15 protein-coding genes and 1 rRNA gene are annotated in these 19,363 nt (G+C 57.7%); 10 read left to right on the forward strand and 6 right to left on the reverse strand.

The window, feature by feature from the left end; genetic code table 11:
- Positions 1-89 precede the first annotated feature (89 nt).
- From cofG to FDK21_RS16165, 10 genes are all read left to right on the forward strand, one after another.
- A complete protein-coding gene (cofG, locus tag FDK21_RS16120) occupies positions 90-1,331 on the forward strand; it encodes a 7,8-didemethyl-8-hydroxy-5-deazariboflavin synthase CofG (RefSeq protein WP_210238811.1) in 1,242 nt (413 codons plus the stop codon).
- On the forward strand, positions 1,328-2,575 hold the full coding sequence (cofH, locus tag FDK21_RS16125) for a 5-amino-6-(D-ribitylamino)uracil--L-tyrosine 4-hydroxyphenyl transferase CofH (protein WP_138149810.1): 1,248 nt from the start codon (positions 1,328-1,330) through the stop codon (positions 2,573-2,575). The genes cofG and cofH overlap by 4 nt, the downstream gene beginning before the upstream one ends.
- The gene (locus FDK21_RS16130; protein WP_138149812.1) at positions 2,572-3,540 is read left to right on the forward strand and encodes a 2-phospho-L-lactate transferase; all 969 of its coding nucleotides are present in this window, start codon (positions 2,572-2,574) and stop codon (positions 3,538-3,540) included. The genes cofH and FDK21_RS16130 overlap by 4 nt, the downstream gene beginning before the upstream one ends.
- The gene (gene cofC, locus FDK21_RS16135) at positions 3,537-4,205 is read left to right on the forward strand and encodes a 2-phospho-L-lactate guanylyltransferase (RefSeq protein ID WP_138149814.1); all 669 of its coding nucleotides are present in this window, start codon (positions 3,537-3,539) and stop codon (positions 4,203-4,205) included. The genes FDK21_RS16130 and cofC overlap by 4 nt, the downstream gene beginning before the upstream one ends.
- The gene (gene cofE, locus FDK21_RS16140) at positions 4,202-4,972 is read left to right on the forward strand and encodes a coenzyme F420-0:L-glutamate ligase (RefSeq protein ID WP_138149816.1); all 771 of its coding nucleotides are present in this window, start codon (positions 4,202-4,204) and stop codon (positions 4,970-4,972) included. Before cofC ends, cofE begins: the two co-directional genes overlap by 4 nt.
- Positions 4,969-5,637 carry an NADPH-dependent F420 reductase gene (gene npdG / locus FDK21_RS16145; RefSeq protein WP_138149819.1) on the forward strand — a complete coding sequence of 223 codons (669 nt, stop codon included), beginning with the start codon at positions 4,969-4,971 and terminating at the stop codon, positions 5,635-5,637. Before cofE ends, npdG begins: the two co-directional genes overlap by 4 nt.
- 64 nt (positions 5,638-5,701) lie before the next feature.
- Complete coding sequence (locus FDK21_RS16150; protein ID WP_138149821.1) at positions 5,702-6,703, forward strand: TIGR03842 family LLM class F420-dependent oxidoreductase; 1,002 nt, start codon at positions 5,702-5,704, stop codon at positions 6,701-6,703.
- Positions 6,704-6,939: 236 nt separating this feature from the next.
- On the forward strand, positions 6,940-8,628 hold the full coding sequence (locus FDK21_RS16155) for an adenylate/guanylate cyclase domain-containing protein (protein ID WP_138149823.1): 1,689 nt from the start codon (positions 6,940-6,942) through the stop codon (positions 8,626-8,628).
- Positions 8,629-8,661: 33 nt separating this feature from the next.
- Positions 8,662-8,985 (forward strand): antibiotic biosynthesis monooxygenase, encoded by a 324-nt coding sequence (locus tag FDK21_RS16160; RefSeq protein ID WP_114011111.1) that lies wholly within the window; start codon positions 8,662-8,664, stop codon positions 8,983-8,985.
- Between the two features lie 246 nt (positions 8,986-9,231).
- The gene (locus FDK21_RS16165) at positions 9,232-12,024 is read left to right on the forward strand and encodes a bifunctional aconitate hydratase 2/2-methylisocitrate dehydratase (RefSeq protein WP_138149825.1); all 2,793 of its coding nucleotides are present in this window, start codon (positions 9,232-9,234) and stop codon (positions 12,022-12,024) included.
- Positions 12,025-12,107: 83 nt separating this feature from the next.
- Here FDK21_RS16165 and FDK21_RS16170 read toward each other — a convergent pair whose 3' ends face one another.
- From FDK21_RS16170 to rrf, 6 genes are all read right to left on the reverse strand, one after another.
- Positions 12,108-14,759, reverse strand: coding sequence for an AAA family ATPase (locus FDK21_RS16170; RefSeq protein WP_138149827.1), 2,652 nt, complete (start codon positions 14,757-14,759; stop codon positions 12,108-12,110).
- Positions 14,756-15,871, reverse strand: coding sequence for a DNA repair exonuclease (locus tag FDK21_RS16175; RefSeq protein WP_138149829.1), 1,116 nt, complete (start codon positions 15,869-15,871; stop codon positions 14,756-14,758). The genes FDK21_RS16170 and FDK21_RS16175 overlap by 4 nt, the downstream gene beginning before the upstream one ends.
- A gap of 140 nt (positions 15,872-16,011) precedes the next feature.
- Entirely contained in the window at positions 16,012-16,938 is a 927-nt protein-coding gene (locus FDK21_RS16180; RefSeq protein WP_210238812.1) for an HAD family hydrolase, read from the reverse strand.
- A 106-nt stretch (positions 16,939-17,044) separates the two neighbouring features.
- Positions 17,045-18,082 (reverse strand): choline ABC transporter ATP-binding protein, encoded by a 1,038-nt coding sequence (gene choV, locus FDK21_RS16185; protein ID WP_138149831.1) that lies wholly within the window; start codon positions 18,080-18,082, stop codon positions 17,045-17,047.
- Positions 18,079-18,915 carry a choline ABC transporter permease subunit gene (gene choW, locus FDK21_RS16190; RefSeq protein WP_138149833.1) on the reverse strand — a complete coding sequence of 279 codons (837 nt, stop codon included), beginning with the start codon at positions 18,913-18,915 and terminating at the stop codon, positions 18,079-18,081. The genes choV and choW overlap by 4 nt, the downstream gene beginning before the upstream one ends.
- 349 nt (positions 18,916-19,264) lie before the next feature.
- Positions 19,265-19,363: ribosomal RNA gene (rrf, locus tag FDK21_RS16195) — 5S ribosomal RNA — on the reverse strand; the annotation flags it as partial.

The raw sequence follows: 19,363 nt of genomic DNA on the forward strand, positions 1-19,363 counted from the left end.
TTGCCGCGATCGGGAGATCTGTCTCTGAAATCCGGCCGCCGGCCTTGCGCGCCTTGTGCCTTCAAAGCCTTGTGATGAGGAACCACACCATGCAGGTCTACCAGAAGATTCTGTCCGCCCCCCGCTTCGCCAATGAGATGACAGGCAATCGCTTGTCGGCGGAGAAGATGGCCGACGCCGACCTGAGCGCCCTGATGGCGATGGCCCAGACCATCCGCAATCAGCATTGGGGCCGCACGGTCACCTATTCCCGCAAGGCCTTTGTTCCGCTGACCAATATGTGTCGCGACACCTGCAGCTATTGCACCTTTGTCAAACATCCCGATGACCCTGCGGCCAATATCATGACGCCGGAACAAGTGCTGGCCACGGCGAAGCGCGGCGAGGCGCAGGGCTGCAAGGAATTGCTCTTCAGCCTCGGCGAGAAGCCCGAGCTGCGCTATGAAAAAGCCAAAGGCGCCTTGGCCAAGCTCGGCTACCAGCGGATGACCGATTATCTCGCCGACATATGCCGCTTGGTGCTGACCGAGACCAGCCTGCTGCCCCATGTCAATGCGGGTACCCTGAGCGATGAGGAAATCGACATCCTGCGCCCGGTCGCAGCCTCCATGGGCATGATGCTCGAAACGGTCTCCAAACGTCTGGCGCAAAAAGGCGGCCCGCACCATGCCTGCCCGGACAAGATGCCCCTGCAGCGCCTGCGCACGCTGGAGCGCACCGGCCAGCGCAAAGTACCCTTCACCACCGGCCTGCTGATCGGCATTGGCGAAACATGGCAAGATCGCATCGAGGCGCTTGTGGCCATCAACGAGGCCCATACCCGCCACGGCCATATTCAAGAGGTCATCATCCAGAATTTCCAGCGCAAGCCGGATATTGCCATGGCCAACCATCCCGAACCCGCACTCGAAGACATGCTGCGCACCATTGCCGCTGCGCGTCTTATCCTCAGCCCGGAGATCAGCCTGCAAGCGCCCCCGAACCTGTCCGACCGCCACATCGCCTATCTCGATGCGGGCATCAATGATTGGGGCGGCATTTCACCGGTCACCATTGATTTCATCAACCCTCAGCATGACTGGCCGGAAATCCGCCAACTGAATGAAGCCTGCCGACAGGCCGGATACGAGCTGACCGAGCGGCTGACCATCTATCCCACCTTCCTTGGCAAGCCAGACCAATTTGTTGATGCCGAGTTGCAGCCCCATATCGCAGCGCTTGCCAACCCGCGCGGCCTTGCCGCCCACCAGCATCACCTTGAAGATGACACCAGATTTCAAGACAGAATTCAAGCCAGAATCCAAGACAGACAGAAAGGCCGCCCCGCATGACTTTCTCGACCGATCCAATGCACCAAGCCAGCCCCGAGATCCGCGCCATTCTGGAAAAGGCCCTGTCTGGCCATGAGGTCAGCCAAGCCGAAGGCACCAGCCTGTTTGCCGCGACCGGGGCCGACCTGCCTGCCATCTATCAAACGGCGGATCAATTGCGCCAGCGCGTCAATGGCGATCTCGTCACTTTCGTGGTCAACCGCAACATCAATTTCACCAACATCTGCTATATGGGCTGCCGCTTTTGTGGCTTTGCCAAACGCGCCGATGAGGCCGGTGCCGAATGGCTGGAGCCAGAACAGATCGTTGCCCGCGCCCGCGAAGCATGGGACCGTGGCGGCACAGAAGTCTGCATCCAAGGTGGCCTCCACCCCAAAATGGAAGGCAGCTATTATCTCGACATCGTCCGGGCGCTGAAGACCGAGTTGCCCGGCATGCATATCCATGCCTTCTCGCCGTTTGAAATCTGGTATGGCGCGGCCAAATCGAAAAAGAGCTATCGGGATTTTCTCAGCGAGCTGAAAGAAGCAGGCCTTGACACCATGCCCGGCACGGCGGCTGAAATTCTCGACACCGAGATCCGTCAGCAGCTGACCAAGAACAAGCTCTCGACCGAGCGCTGGGTTGAGATCATCCGCGCCGCCCATGAGGTCGGCATCCCGACCACCGCCACCATCATGTATGGCCATCTCGACGGTCCGACCCATTGGGCCGCCCACATGGCTTTGCTACGTGACATCCAGAAAGACACGGGCGGTTTCACCGAACTGGTGCCGCTTTCCTTCGTTCATACCGAAAGCCCGCTTTACAGCCAAAATCCCGACAAGGTACGCCCCGGCCCGACCGTCGATGAGGTCGATAAAATGCATGCAGTCTCACGCATCATGCTGCATGGCCATATCGACAATATTCAGGTCTCTTGGACCAAGTTGGGCGCGGAACGGGCCACCCAACTGCTCGCCCGCGGGGTCAATGATCTGGGCGGTACCTTGATGAATGAGAGCATTTCCCGCTCTGCAGGCGCCAGCTTTGGGCAGGAAATCACCGCCCATGAAATGGTTCAGATCATTCGGGCTGCAGGCCGCGTTCCGGCCCAGCGCCGCACCGACTATTCGATCCTTGAAATGTTCGACAATCATGATCCGGAAGTCCAAGACCCGCTGGTCAAGCGCACGGGTGCCAATCCGCTCGACTTCCTCGACATGTTCCCCCTCGCTCAGCCCCCATTGGAGGCGGCGCAATGAGCCAAGCCCCCCACCATAAAGTCGCTTTGCTGGCAGGTGGCGTTGGCGGTGCCAAGATGGCTGAAGGTTTGGCCGGTCTTGACGGAATCGATCTGTCGATCATCGGCAATGTCGCCGATGATGAGGTCTTTCATGGCCTCTGGGTCTCCCCCGACATCGACACCCTGACCTACAGCCTTGCAGGCATGATCGACCGCAAGCAGGGCTGGGGCGTCGCCGATGAGGGCAAGCGAGCGCTTGGTATCCTGTCGCAATTGGGCGAAGAGACCTGGATGACCCTTGGTGACAAGGATCTGGGGCTGCATATCTATCGCACCATGCGGCGCAAAAATGGCGACCGCCCGCAAGACATTGCTCGCCATATCGCCCGCTCCTTCGGGATCAAACCCGACATCCTGCTGCCGACCGATGATGTCATCCAGACCCGGCTGGAAACAGACATGGGCTGGCTCAGCTTCCAGCAATATTTCGTCCGCGAACAATGCAAGCCGACGGTCTCGACCCTGCGCTTTGACGGCCTTGATCTCGCGCGCCCGACACCAGAAGCACTCGCCGCCTTGGCCGAGGCCGACATCATCGTGTTTGCCCCCTCCAATCCACTGGTTAGCATAGCACCGATCCTTGCCATCCCTGACATCCGCGCAACAGTCCAAGAGGCAAAAGCCGTCAAGATCGCCGTCAGTCCTCTGATTGCGGGCAAGGTCGTCAAAGGCCCGGCTGATCGGATGATGACAGCTTTGGGCATGCGTGCGGACAGTGTCGGCATAGCGGAGCATTATGCAGGCCTTATCGACATGCTGGTCATCGACCATGCGGACGCAGCGCTCGGCCCCGACATCTGGGCGCTCGGCATCGAACCAATTGTTGAGGCCATCCTGATGAAATCGCAAAAGGACAAATGTCGCCTTGCAGACCAGGTCATCCAGCATGCAGTAGCATCCAGCAGATCGGGAGCGCGCGCATGACGACAGACATCGCCAGAACCCTGCTGGTCATTCCGATGAAGGATCCCAAGGACGCCAAGACCCGGTTGGGCAGTGGCCTTGACCAAAGAGAACGCGGTGACCTTGCCCTGTCTCTGTTCGGGATTCTTGTCCAGCGGATCCAGACCGTACTGGCTGCCCGTGCCAAAGCGCAAGGCATTGCGAACGCCATTGATCTTGCGGTCGTCTCGGCCAGCCCAACCCTCAAAGCGGCTGCGGAACGGCTGGCAATCCGCCACATTCCCGAAGGCCCGACCAGAGGACTTTCGGCGGCTCTGCAACACGCAGCCGATGAGGCCCATGCCCTTGGTTACGGGTCCCTTTGCATTCTACCCGGCGACCTTGCCGATCCCAAGCCCGCAGATCTGTCCCGGCTGATCGACCATGCGGTTGCCGGACAGACAGCCGTGATCTGCCCCTCCAGCGACTGGGGCACCAATGCGCTTCTCTTACCCTTGCCAAACCCGATCCACTTCCAGTTCGGTGAAAAGAGCTTTCACAATCACTATCGCGCCATGGCAGATGCTGGCCTGACACCGATCCTGCTGCCCCTGACCAGCCTCCGGTTTGATGTCGATCGACTGGATGATTTGCGCCATTTGAGCCGCGACCATTGGCATCTGTTGGCCAAGGGGGACGGCCGATGAGCAGCATCGCAATCACCGCCATTCCCGGCATCCCCGACATAGGTCAAGGCGACGATCTGGCGAGCATCGTCGGCGACGCGCTGGTCGCCTCCGGCAATCAGCCAGAAGCAGGCGACATTCTTTGCGTCGCGCAAAAGGTCTTTTCGAAGGCCGAAGGCTGCATCATTCCGCTATCCAGCGTCACACCGGGGGCCGAGGCCATCCGCTATGGCGAGGAGCTGGGCAAAGACCCGCGCAAAGTCGAAGTGGTGCTGTCGGAAAGCAGCGAAGTGGTCAAAGCCTTCCGCCATCCCGGCAAGGAGACCGGCACCCTGATTTGCCGCCATCGCCTCGGCTTCATTTCCGCCAATGCAGCGGTGGATGAAAGCAATTTCGAGCAACAAGAAGCGGTGATGACCCTGCCGCAAGACCCCGACCGCTCGGTGCGGCTGATGCAGGAGGCGCTGCTGGCCCGCTTTGATTGCCGCATCGGCGTGGTGATGACCGACACATTCGGCAGGCCTTGGCGGATCGGGCAAGTCAATGTCGCCATCGGCCTGTCCGGCGTGCCCGCCACGCTCCGCGAACAGGGCAATCTTGACGCATGGGGCCGCCCGCTCACCGTCACCGAGGCTGCCTTTGGTGATGAATTGGCAGCCGCATCGGGCCTCGTTGTTAAAAAGGCGGGCAAGACCCCCGTCGTTCTTTTCCGGGGCCTTGATTGGTCCCCCACCCCAAGCTCCCACAAGGACCTGCTCAGAGTGAAACAGGAGGATATGTTCAGATGACCATTGCAATCATCGGCGGCACAGGGCCGCAAGGCCAAGGGCTGGCACTGCGCTTTGCCCGCGCAGGCACCCCGGTGGCGCTCGGCTCGCGCGATGCCACCCGCGCCGCAGAAATCGGCACCGAACTGATGGCCCAGCTTGGGCCAGAGGCTGCCCCAATCACCGGTCTGGCCAATGAGGAAGCGGTCAAGGCCGCAGACGAAATGGTCATTCTCGCCGTGCCCTTTGCTGGCCACAATGCCACCCTTGAGGCCCTAAAGCCGCATCTTGAGGGCAAGATCCTCGTCGATATCGTTGTGCCACTGGCCGAGGATGACCCGAAAAAGGTCACCATGCCACCCGAAGGCTCGGCCACCGAAGCCGCTCAGGCGCTGCTTGGTCCGGACATTCCGGTCATCGGCGCCTTGCACAATGTCTCGGCGACGACGCTCAAAAATCTCGATTGGGACATCAATTGCGACATTCTCGTCTGCGGCAATTCCCTGGCTGCCCGCAAGAAGGTGATGGCTTTGGTCGAGACCCTCGGCGTCACGGCTTACAATGCGGGCGGGGCCGATGCGGCGCGCTGCATTGAGGCCATCACCCCGATCCTCATTCGCATCAATATCTCCAAACAAGTGCCCTTCACCCATGCTGGCGTGAAGATTTGGGCACCTGACCACTGATCACAAGACGCAGACCATCAACCAACCACAAAAAACACAATCATCGACCGAACGGAGAGACATCATGGATTTTGCAATTTGCTTCAAAGGCTTCGTTGAGCCGGAACGCGCGAGGGCACTGGTTCGGCAGGCCGAGAATGCCGGTTTCACCCATTGCTGGTTCTATGACAGCCACATCCTCTGGCGTGAAAGCTATGTCGCCATGGCCATGTGCATGGAACATACGACAAAAATGCGCTTTGGCCCTTGCGTGACCAACCCCAACACCCGTGACTGGTCCCATGCTGCCAGCCTGTTCGGCTCACTGGCCAAACAATCCGGCGGCCGCTTTGACATTGGCCTTGGACGCGGCGACAGTGCCGTGCGCGTGATGGGCAAAAAGCCGGCCCCACTCAAGCGACTGGAAGAATTCACCCATGTGGTCAAGGCGCTCGTGCGCGGCGAAGAAGCCCAGTATGGCGAATGCCCCGAGCCGGTGAAGTTCCCATGGGCAACTGGCTATGAACTGCCGGTCTGGGTCGCAGCCTATGGCCCCAAAGCCCTTAGCTCAGCTGGCCGCGTCGGCGATGGCCTCATCCTGCAGATCGCCGAGCCGAAAATCATCAAGTGGCTGGCCGATCAGGCCATCGAGGAAGGCAAGAAGGCCGGTCGCGACATGTCCGACTATAAGGTCATGGCTGCCGCTCCTGCCTATTTCGGCTCCAAGGAAGAGTGCATCGAAGCCACCCGCTGGTTCCCGGCCATGGTGGGCAACCATGTCGCCGACATTGTTGAGAAATATGGCACCGAGCGTGAGGATATCCCTGCATCCCTGACCGCTTACGTCAAGGACCGCAAGGGCTATGACTATTCCAAGCATGGCCAGAGCGACAATCCCTATCTCGATTTCATCACCGACGATATTATCGAAAGCTTCTCGGTGCTGGGCAACGAAGACGCCCACATTGCCAAGCTGCATGAGCTGAAAGAGGCTGGCGTCACCCAGTTCAACATCTATCTCGATAATGGCAATGAAGAAGAAATCATTGCCAAATATGGCAAGACCATCATCCCGGCCTTCGCCTGATCGTATTGGCCCACCCCATCGTCGAGGCCTCGCCGCAAGAAATGCGGCGGGGCTTTTTGATGCCAACCGCTCTCTGGCCTCAGGTAGCGCGACAGCATGTCGCACAAGTCTATTGAATCGAACCCACACCGCGCCTATCCTGTCGGAAGCACCTGCAAACCCAGCCGTCTGATGATGAAACCAATCCGCCCAGCCTTGTCAGGCAAAGAGTGGACACCAAACAGGAAGTGGCAGCCATGATCGGAACATTGCGCCTGACCAGCGGGTTGATCCTCTTTCTTTTTGTCTCTGGCCATTTCATCAATCACGCGGTTGGCATCACCACCATTGAGGCGATGAATGCGGTCTCCGCCTTCACCATCACCCCTTGGCGCACCCTGCCGGGCACCATCCTTCTGTCGGCCGCCCTTGTCACCCACGGCACCCTTGCCGTCTGGTCGGTGATCCGCCGCCGCACCCTGCGCACCAGCCTCAAAGACTGGATCCAGCTGACCCTTGGTTTTCTCATCCCGTTGCTGATTGCCAGCCATGTCTTTGCCACCCGCGTCACCTATGAAGTCTATGGCTATAGCGAGCGCTATTCCTATGAGCTCTGGTCCCTCTGGGTTGCCTCACCGCAAAAGGCCATCACCCTCTGTGTCGCCCTGTTGGTGGTCTGGACCCATGGCTGCATCGGCTGGCACAATTGGCTGTCGACAAAAAGCTGGTATCTACGCAACCGCAACCCCGCCCTGTTCATCGCCATTCTGGTGCCTGCCTTGGCCTTGGCCGGGTTGATTTCGGGCCGCTACCGGATAATCGAGCAGGTGCAAGAGCCTGGCTGGCTTGATGCGGTGCTGGCCCCCATTCGCCCCCATTTTCCCGGCATGGCACAAATGGTGTTTGGCGGCGAATTCCGGGTGCGTCTGGTCACCGTCGCCATCATCGTCACCATCATTCTCTATCACCTCATCCGCTGGGTCCTGAACGCCCAGAAGGCCAAGACCCGTCTGCATTATCGCAATCCCCAGACCGGGCTTTCCGCCGATCTCAATATGCGCCCGGACATGTCCCTGCTGGACACGATCCGTTCGGCTGGCATCGCTCATGCGTCGGTTTGTGGTGGCCGCGGTCGATGTTCGACCTGCCGAGTGCGGATTGATCATAGCCTGACAGACATGCCACCCCCGGACGCCACCGAACAGAAAGTGCTCGAGCGGATATCCGCCCCGCCCAATGTACGGCTGGCTTGCCAGTTGTTCCCGCCATCGCCACTCAGCGTGACGGCGCTGCTCGGCCCCAATCCCAGTGCCAAGGATGCCGGACCGCAACCCCGCCATCATGCGGGCATGGAGCAGGATCTGGTCATTTTGTTTGCTGACTTGCGCGGCTTCACCAAATTGTCCGAAAGCCGCCTGCCCTATGATGTCGCCTATCTACTGAACCGTTATTTCGCGGCCATGGGCACAGCGATTGAGGCCTCTGGCGGGCATCTTGACAAATTCATCGGTGACGGGGTGATGGCCCTTTTCGGCATTGATGGTAACATCGAGAGCGCCAGCCGTCAGGCGATCGCTGCGACCATGCGTATGGCCCGCAATCTAGACAAACTCAATGAGGATCTGGCGACAGAGATGAATGCACCGCTGAAAATCGGCATCGGCCTACATTCCGGCCTGTCGATTGTCGGCAATATGGGCTTTCGCAATGCCACCAGCATCACGGCCATCGGTGATGTGGTCAACACCGCCAGCCGCCTTGAAAGCCTGTCCAAGGATCATGACGCCCAATTGATCATCTCGGAACGAACGGCACGATATTGCGGCCACGATCTGTCCGGATTTCCGCTGCAATCGGTGACGCTGCGCGGGCGACAGGATGCGCTAGAAGTCCGCGTCATTGGCTCCGCCCTCAAGATCCCACCGGCTCCGGAGCCAGACAAGTGACCACCAGACGGTCACAGAAGAGGAAACAGCCATATGTATATCGCAATGAACCGCTTTCTGGTTAAAAAGGGCTTTGAAGACGCCTTTGAGAGCATCTGGGCCAATCGCGACAGCAAGCTGCTCGATATGGAGGGCTTTGTGCATTTCGATCTTCTCAAAGGCAGCGAAACCGCAGAAGGCTTCATTCTCTATGCCTCCCATGCCATCTGGCAGGATGAGGCGGCCTTCATCAACTGGACCCACTCGGCGCAATTCCGCCAATCCCATGCCAAGGTCAAGCCTCTGGTGGAGTATCAGGGACCTCCCAAGCTTGAATGCTTCACCACCATCGAAGGGCTCAGCATCACCAAGGCGTGACCATCCTTTCTCCGCCTCTGGTTCGCCATTGCGCGGGTACATCGAGCCAACATCTTTAATTTGCTGGTTTTTTGGCCATCAAATACCCTGCAAAGCAGCCATGCAAAAAACCGCATGCTACTGTAGAATATATTGAAATTCGCCTTCGATTAATTTACCTAGACATTAATCGGGCTTGCCTCCCCTTGCCAGATCTGCATTTGGCACGGCGCAAGCGTCTTCCAACGCTACATTGTCGGGACCACCATGAGCTTGTATACAAATTATCTAGACGAGATCGAAACGCGCAAAATTCAGGGCCTGAACCCCAAGCCCATCGATGATGGCGCCCTGCTTGCCGAGATCATCACGCAGATCAAGGACGCCCAGAATGACCATCGGGAAGACTCCCTGAATTTCTTCATCTACAACACCCTGCCGGGCACCACCAGCGCCGCTGACGTCAAGGCCAAGTTTCTCAAGGAAATCATCCTTGGTGAAGTGGTAGTCGAAGAAATCTCCCCGACCTTTGCGTTTGAGCTTCTGTCTCACATGAAGGGTGGACCATCGGTAGAGGTTCTTCTCGATCTGGCCTTCGGTGACGACGCTGCCATCGCCAAGCAGGCCGGCGACGTGCTGAAAACTCAGGTCTATCTGTATGAAGCCGACACCGACCGCATCGAGGCTGCCTACAAGGATGGCAATCCGATCGCCAAGGAACTGCTCGACAGCTATGTGAAGGCCGAATTCTTCACCAAGCTGCCTGACGTCGAAGAAGAGATCAAGGTTGTCACCTTTATTGCAGGCGAAGGCGACATTTCCACCGACTTGCTCTCTCCGGGCAATCAGGCCCACTCCCGCGCCGACCGCGAGCTGCATGGCAAATGCATGATCTCGGAAGCGGCTCAGCAGGAAATCGAGGCCCTCAAGCTTCAGCATCCTGACAAGCGTGTTATGCTGATCGCCGAAAAAGGCACCATGGGCGTAGGGTCTTCGCGCATGTCCGGCGTCAACAACGTCGCTCTGTGGACCGGCAAGCAGGCCAGCCCTTATGTGCCATTCGTCAACTATGCACCGGTCGTGGCGGGCACCAACGGCATCTCGCCGATCTTCCTGACCACCGTATCCGTGACCGGTGGCATCGGCCTTGATCTGAAAAACTGGGTCAAGAAGCTCGATGACGAAGGCAAGCCGATTCTCAACAATGATGGCAATCCGGTTCTGGAACAGAAATATTCTGTCGAGACCGGTACGGTACTGACCATCAATTCCAAAACCAAGAAGCTTTACAACGAAGCTGGCGACGAAGAGCTGGCTGATGTGTCCAATGCCTTCTCCCCACAGAAGGTCGAGTTCATGAAGGCTGGCGGTTCCTACGCCATTGTCTTCGGCAAGAAGCTGCAGACATTTGCGGCTGAAACCCTCGGCGTGGAAGCGCCATTGGTCTTTGCCCCATCGAAAGAAATTTCCCACGAAGGTCAGGGCCTGACCGCCGTTGAGAAAATTTTCAACCGCAACGCGGTTGGCGTGAATTCCGACAAGCCGCTGCATGCGGGTTCGGACGTCCGCGTCAAGGTCAACATTGTCGGCTCGCAGGACACCACCGGCCTGATGACCATGCAGGAGCTGGAAGCCATGGCGGCGACCGTTGTCTCCCCAAGTGTCGACGGAGCCTATCAGTCCGGCTGTCACACCGCCTCGGTTTGGGATTTGAAGGCACAGGCCAACACCCCGCGCTTGATGAAATTCATGAACGAGTTTGGTCTGGTCACCGGTCGTGACCCGAAAGACGTCTATCATCCGATGACCGACGTGATCCACAAGGTCCTCAATGATCTGACCGTGGATGACCGCGCCATCATCATCGGCGGTGACAGCCACACCCGCATGTCCAAGGGCGTGGCCTTTGGTGCCGACTCCGGCACCGTGGCGCTGGCTCTGGCCACCGGCGAAGCCAGCATGCCAATTCCGGAATCCGTCAAAGTCACCTTCAAGGGCAAAATGGCTGACCACATGGACTTCCGCGATGTCGTTCATGCCACTCAGGCCCAGATGCTCCAACAGCATGGCGACAACGTCTTCCAGGGCCGCGTGATCGAAGTGCATATCGGCACCCTGCTTGCCGATCAGGCCTTCACCTTCACCGACTGGACCGCAGAAATGAAGGCAAAAGCCTCCGTCTGTATCTCCAACGATGAAACCCTGATTGGCTCTCTCGAGCTGGCCAAGTCGCGCATCCAGATCATGATCGACAAAGGCATGGAGCATGAAAATGGCACGCTCGCGCGCCTGATCTCAATCGCCGACAAGCGCATCGCCGAAATCAAGTCCGGTGACGTGCCTGCGCTGACTCCGGACGACAATGCGAAATATTTCGCCGAAGTGGTTGTCGATCTTGAAGCCATCAATGAGCCGATGATCGCCGATCCGGACGTCAACAATGCCGACGTCTCCAAGCGCTACACCCACGACACCATTCGCCCGATCTCTTACTATAATGCAGAGAAAAAGGTCGATCTGGGCTTTGTCGGCTCCTGCATGGTGCATAAGGGAGACGTGAAGATCGTCGCCCAAATGCTGCGCAACCTTGAAGCCGAAAAGGGCAAGGTGGAATTCAAGGCCCCTCTGGTCCTCGCAGCCCCGACCTACAACATCATTGATGAGTTGAAGGAAGAAGGCGACTGGGAAGTCCTGCAGAAATATTCTGGCTTCGAGTTTGACGACACCGCGCCAAAAACCGAAGCGCGGACGGAATATGAAAATATTCTCTATCTGGAGCGTCCGGGCTGTAACCTCTGCATGGGCAACCAAGAGAAAGCCGAAAAGGGTGACACCGTTCTGGCCACCTCGACCCGCCTGTTCCAGGGCCGTGTTGTGGCGGATGCGCCAGAGAAAAAAGGCGAGTCCCTGCTTGGCTCGACCCCAGTGGTGGTGCTGTCCGCCATTCTGGGTCGCACGCCAACCCTTGAAGAATACAAGGCGGCAGTGGAAGGCATCAACCTGACCAAATTTGCTCCGCCACTCGAAGTGCCGGGCACCTCTCGTTCGGTGCACTTCTGATCCGACGATTTGGATGAAGAATGAACCAAAGAAAAGGCCCCAATCGGGGCCTTTTCTCGTTTCCGACGGTCAAAATCTAATTTTCAGACAGCCCCGACCTGCTGAATGAAGGCCCGTTCGCCCCCCAGATCGGAAAAAGCCCGAGTGCGACAGGACAGGACGATGATCTGCTGATCTTTGGCGGTCTGGGCCAGCATGTTGAACATCGCGGCAATCCGCTCATCATCCGTATGAACCAGAGCATCATCGAGAATGATCGGCACATGGCTTCCCTGTCGGGCAATCAATCGCGCGAAGGCCAGTCGCGTCAGAATGGCAATCTGCTCATAGGCCCCACCGGACAGGGCCTCGACCGCATCCGTCACCCCATTGCGGGTGATGGTCTCAACCAGCAACTTATCCGCATCCAGTTGAAAATCGATCCCTCCATGCAGTTGCTGCAACAGGGGCAAAAGCTCCTTGCGGATCGGTTCGAAATAGGTTTCCTGTGCCTCGGCGCGGGCAGCCTCCAGATGCTCGACCAGCAGGCGAAGGGCTCTGGCATGATGCTCGAACTGTTGCGCCCGCTGGGTCGCCCGTTCCAGCTTGCCAACCACCTCCGCCAGTTTCTCCTCAACCGCCCCATCGGATTGAATCTGGATCGCACCATTGAGCCGCGCCAATTCTCGCTCCAGCAACGCGATTTCCTTTTGGTCCTCTTCTTCCGCCTTTTGCGCCCGCAGGCATGCAGCTTCTGCGGCCGCCAGATCCGGCGCGTCCCTTTGCAGAGCCTTCAGCGCCCCTTGTGCCTCGGACACCTTGTCGGTTTTGGCTTGCAGCAAGCGGTCCAAAGCTTCAAGTCTGGTCGCCTCATCCTCAGGGGCTGCCAGTTCACCCAGCTCAGCAGACATCCGTGACAAGGAACCTTGTTCCGCTGCCAAGGCCCCCACAGCCTTGGTATAGGCATCCCGCGCCCGGCTTTCCTCGGCCCTTAGTCCATCAAGCAAGCGATTGGCCTCTGCCAAAGACGCCTCAATCGCATCAACCTTTGGCGCGCCATCTGCCCCACCACTTGGCAAAGGCGGGAGAGGAGCATCAACGGCAATGCCCAGATCCTGACAAATCTGGTGTTTTTCCGCTTCCAGAGCCTCGATGCCAGCCGGAGCCAGCGCCTTCAACTGGACCAGCAGGCTTTGTTGATCTTGCAAGGCTGTTTGCCGCTCTTCATAAAGATGCCGCGCTGCCTTGACGCTCTCGACCGACAGAGCGGCAAGCTGCTGTTTGAGATCCCTGAGCAGCTGTTCGGGATCTTCGATGCCCTGCCCCGCACCTTCAGCCGGTTGCAAATGCATCGTGCCAAAGCCCGGCAGGTTCAGTTCCATCCCGCGATCGATCAGGTGTGGTACGCCACTGGCAATGGCTTCACCATTGCATAGAGCAGATTGCCCCTCTGCCGACAGGGTGAAACTGGAAAAATGCACTTTGCGCTTTTCAACCGCCATATCATGACGGCGCTCAAGATCCACCAGACGCTCAAGGTCGCCGCGGCTGACCTCCGCGCCGCGCAAGACCGCTTCCAGCGCCCCAAAGCGCTGCTTGATTGGCCGGATCATCGATAGCAGATCATCCAACGCCACCAAGCGTTCCTGACGGAGGCGCGCACGGTCTGCCTGTCTGGCCTGAGTGAGTCCTTCGGTCAGAGTGCGCCGTCTGGCATCGGCCTCCGCAATCTGCGCCTGAAGGCCATCGCATGCAGCCTTGGCCTTGGCCTTGCTTTCAAGCGCCCCGGCAACAACCGCTTGCTTTTCGCTCACAGCACGCGCCAATGCCTCGCGCTTGGCCTGACTTGCCTTGATCTCATGGATCTGCCGAGCCACTGCGTCGACCTCATTGACCAGCAATTGCCGGTCTTTGTCAGCTGCGATGACCTTTTGTGCATGATCGCGAGCATGGGTGACTTGTGCCTGACTGCGAACGATGGCGGTTTGCCGTTCGTCTCGCAACCTATCGTCCTGCAGCTCTCGCAAACGGGCCATGACTTTTTTCTTCATCGCCAGATCATGGGAAAGGGCCTCAACAGCGGTCTCCAACTCGCCGCGTTTCTCATCCAACATCTGAACACGATCTTCGGCTTCTTTCCATGCACTACCCGCCTTGGCCTTGCCCTGCTTGGTACTGATGGCATCCAGTTCCTGTTTGCATTGCTGGACGATCTGATCCATCCGCCGCCCACCGGTCACAGCATCGATCTGTCCGCGCACGCTCGACATCACATCCCGGCGTGCTTCAATTCCCTCACCTTCCCCTTTGCCTTCTGGATCAACCCCGACCATTCCCTGCCGCACCCACAACAGGCCAACCGGCCCCTTGCGACTCTGCAGCAGATTGGTCTGGATCCAGACTTCCGCATCATCGGCCTGTTTGAGAATGATGCCTGATGCAACAGCCGTGACGCTGGCAGAGGAACCGGGTTTTCTGAGATTGAACGTCTTTTCGATCCGGTATCCCTCACCCTCAACCTCAATCTCGGCGCCAATCGTCATTGCCCCACCAGAATAGGGCTGCAAGCTTCGCAACTCCTTTTTGTTGGCCCCATGATCAAAGAAGAACAAAGCATGCAGCGCATCAAAGAAGGTGCTCTTGCCGCTTTCATTTTCTGCCGTGATGGTGGTCAAACCATCCCCGATTGGTCCGAGCGTCACCGTCTGGCTGGCGAAGCGGCGTACATTGGTCAATGTCAGGCTGCGCAGCTTCATTGCCCCACCTCCTGCGCCAAATGAAACAGATGCGACAGGGCTGTTTGGGCAATGCGGGCATCCTCCTCAGTCCGCCCTTCAAGGCTCGTTTCGGTCAACAGATTTTCAGCAGCGACCCGCAAGGCACCACTTTCAGCAATCAGGTCGAGATCCTCAATCGACTGCTCGATACCGATCCGGGTCAGATCGAAATCAAAGAAATGAAAGTCGTCGGCCACCGCTTCGCAGGCCTTGCGAAGAGCCGCATGCTCGGACAAACCCAACCGCCCGGACCCGACAAAGCGCACCAAGGCCTGCTGACGAGCATCCTCTGGCAACGCCTCTTCCAAAATGCTCACAGGGTCGCAACCGGGAAAGAAAGTTTGATCCGCCCGCAGCCATTGATAGTGCCCAAGCGGGATCGACTGGACAGAGGGTAAGACGCCCCGCGCTGACACCTCGACCAATAGCACACCTGACGCCTTGTGGCCTTTAAAGCCATCAGCTTCCGGAGCGCCCGCATACCATGACCGGGACGCGATTGCCATTTGGCCGTGCCAATCCCCCAACGCAAGATAGTCAAGCCCCGACCGCTCAGCGCGATCTGGCGGGATCGTTGCCAAGCCCCCCTCTTCCGAGCCAAAGTCCGTCACCCCTCCATGGGCAAGGCCAATACGGATCCGCTCACCGGTCTCTGCAAGGCTCATCCATTCCGTCAAATCAAAGCCGGGGCTTCTGACCGTGGGTGGCGCAGGCAGGATTGCGGTATCCTCACCCAGCAGAATGGGGGTTGCTTCCGTCGCCAAAATCACATTGTCGGGCTTGTCTCGAGCGATCCGCTCCCATAGATCCACTGCCGTGAGAGAATCGTGATTGCCCGGCATCCAGACCCATTTGACGGATGGATCCGCCGCCATGACATCCAGCGCCCGCTTGACCAGCTTGGAGGGCGGCGATTCCGCATCAAATGTGTCGCCAGCGATCAGGATGAGGGGAGAATTATGCGTGCGGGCCGCGTCGCCCACTGCCCGCAGCGCCTCCAATCGGGCCTGCCGGAGAGCAACCCGTGTCTCTTCGTCAAATTGTCCAAAAGGTTTGCCGAGATGAAAATCGGCGGCGTGAATGAAACGCATGACAAATCCCCCGTACCCCAGTGATATCGCTCTGCGCCGGGAACCGCAACGTCATCAGCCTGGCTGATCAACAATACAACCAAAAGAAGAAGCAAAAAAACGGCAGCTTTGAATGCCCATCTGCCCGAGCGGCCGATGCCTTAGATTTGCGGCACGATGCAAGAAGGATAGAGCTTGCTTTCAAGGATCGCCGCCATTGGATCCTGTCCTTTTAAGAAGCCATGGTCAGTCACCAGCACCGATCCCCACCCGCGCACCATGGCACCCCAGATGTCCGTATGCAAACTGTCGCCAACCATCGCGATGCGCGACACCGGATAAGAGGGGCCAACCAGCGCTTCAACATGATCATAGACACTCGGAAATGGCTTGCCATGAAAGGCAACTTGAAGCCCCGTTACCCGGTCCATCAGGTCATGAGCATAATAACCCGGCTCCACCGTCAGGCCGATTTCTCGCGGTGCCACCAAATCCGGATTGGCCACCACCACTGGCCGCGGGGCTTTTGCAAGACTGCCAGCCAAAAGCTCCTGTCGGGCCTCAGTCCAGCATTCAGAAGAGAGGAAAAGAAACCCATCCACCGCATCATACAGGGCCGGTTCATCCGCCAGCGCCACCACGGACTGATCAAGCTCCTGAGCGGAGAAACCGGTCGGCGCAATCACACCCCATTGAAAATCGGGGCCCCAATGGCTCAAATGCAGCTCACAGACAGCGCGTGAGGACACCAGCTCTTCCGCACGGAAGTCAAAGCCCAACCGGATAAACTTCTCGACGACTTGCTCAAACGCATAGGATGCCGCATTGGTCAACACAAACAGCCTTTTACCTTGGGCTCGGAGCTCTGCGATGCGCTCCACCGCCCCTTCGATCGGCACTTCTCCGACATTCAGGACACCAAAGGCATCAAAAACGAAGGCATCATACTGGTCAGCCACCGCCCCCAGATGCGGAACCTGCGGCACTGGTGTAGACGTTGGCAGATCGGCAAAAGGCAAGGAAGGGAAACGCCCCCGAACGGCTTCATAGCGTTCGAAGGCCTGTCGCGACGTCAGTGTCTTTTTCAATGGAGCCTCACGAACGGATACGAGCGGGACGAAGTTAATGTTGACCTGTTGATCAGGCCGTGGCTCCGTGCATATCGGCTAATCGGAGGCCCGTCCAGACCAAATGTCACCCAGCCTCGCGCACATGACCAGACAGGAAAGACAGCACACCTTCGGATGTCAGCTGCCCCACGAGCTGGTCACCATGCAAGACACCCACGGGTGTCTTTGCTCGCGCAACCACCTCGAGTATGTCCGACAGCAGCTGCCCAGCGGCCACCGTCCGATCAAAATGCACGCCCACGAGCGGTACCATCGCATCTTCTGCTCGCAACACCCCCAGTGGATTCATATGAGCAACAAAGTCGGAAACATAGGCATTTGCAGGCCGGGCAAAAATATCCTGAGGTCGACCGCTCTGAACGATCCGCCCCCCTTCCATAATGGCAATCCGGTTGCCAAGCTTGAAAGCTTCATCAAGATCATGGCTAACGAACAGGATTGTGCGTTTTAACCGGTTCTGCAGTGCCAACAAGTCGTCCTGCAGCTTTGCCCGGATCAAAGGATCAAGGGCGGAGAAGGGCTCGTCCATCAACAGGATTGGCGCTTGGGTGGCAAAGGCACGAGCAAGCCCGACCCGCTGCTGCATACCGCCAGACAATTCGCAGACCGCCCTGTCAGCCCAGTCTTCGAGACCAACCAGCGCTAATTGTTCAATCGCCGCTTCCCTGCGATGTTTCTTCGGCACACCGCAGAGCTCCAGCCCCAACCCGACATTCTGAACCACGGTCCGCCATGGCAACAACCCGAATTGCTGAAACACCATCGCCACACGCCGTCCGCGAATATGCCTCAGGGTCTGCCTTGACGCTCCGGTGACATTCACCAAAGCGCCACCGTGATTGACGTGAACAGCACCGCGCACCACCGGATTAAGCCCATTCACCGCCCGCAACAATGTAGATTTGCCTGAACCAGACAAACCCATAAGGACATAGATTTCTCCCTCCTCTATATCCAGCGAGCAATTGTGCACACCCAGAATTTGACCAGTTTCGTCCTGTATGGCCGCCCGGTCGAAGCCTTGATCCATCAACGGAAGGGCCGCCTCAGGATCCTCGCCGAAAACGATAGAGACAGTGTCAATCTTTACCGCCAGTGTCATGACCGACCTCTCCGACTGAGCATCCGGTCAAGGATAATCGCGACCACAACAATGACAAAGCCGCTCTCAAATCCGAGACTGGTATTGACTTGGTTGAGGGCTCTCACAACCGGCACTCCGAGACCATCAGCGCCAACCAGAGCAGCAATGACCACCATCGACAAAGCAAGCATGATGGTCTGGTTCAAACCAGCCATGATCTGCGGCATGGCGTGAGGCAATTCTGCTTTCAGCAACACATCCCGATCCGTTCCTCCAAAGGCACGAACAGCCTCAATCAATGGCGCAGGGGTTGAGGCAATTCCCAGCTGTGTCAGCCTGATCGGAGCAGGCAGCACAAACACCACGGTGGCTATCAAACCCGGTACCATGCCAATGCCAAAAAAGACGATCGCCGGAATGAGGTAAACAAAGGTCGGCAATGTTTGCATCAGGTCTAGGACGGGTCTCAGGAAGGCATAAAGTCTTGGGTGATGGGCACAGACAATGCCCATTGGCACACCAAAGGTCATGCAGACCAGACAACTGGACAACACCAGGGTGAGACTTTCCGTTGTCTCTTCCCAATAGCCCTGATTAAGAATGAAAAGAAACCCGCCTCCAACCAGCAGGCAGGTCTTGACGCTGCGTTGAAGGACCCAAGTCAGGGAAACGAAGACTGCAATTACGAGCAATGGATCGACAGACTGTAGAAGCCACAAGATGGCAGCGACCTTCTCTTCCAGTAGCCAGCTAATCGTATCAAGCGGCGTTTCCGCAGACACTCTGATCCACTCAAACGCCGAACGTGCGAAATCACCGATTGGAATTTTGTAAGCAGTTAAAAGGTCCACGCGAAATGTTCCTCACGCAAAATTAGCAAGACCTATTGCAGGACGCGGGGTCTTACTTTGGACTCACGGGGTCCTGAGCATCTTGTACAGCGCACAAAACCACATGGCCATCACTGAGGGGGCGATTATCAAACCATTTGTCGAAAAAAGGCGAACAATTTAATGCTCATAGCCACGTATTTTGCTTAGCCATTCAGCAAGGAACCACCCGCTCGTACATGTTGGCGGTTTCCCATTGCGGAGTTTGATCTCTATCTGGTTACTATGATTTATGTATTATATATTAAGAATCAAAAAACCCCGGTTTCATATGAACACCGGGGTTTTTTTTATGATTTGCTTTTAACAGGCCTGGCGGCGACCTACTCTCCCGCGTCTTAAGACGAAGTACCATTGGCGCGGAGGCGTTTGACTTCCGAGTTCGGGATGGGATCGGGTCTGGGAGCCT

The sequence above is a fragment of the Cohaesibacter sp. CAU 1516 genome (assembly GCF_005771485.1).
Lineage (GTDB): Bacteria > Pseudomonadota > Alphaproteobacteria > Rhizobiales > Cohaesibacteraceae > Cohaesibacter > Cohaesibacter intestini.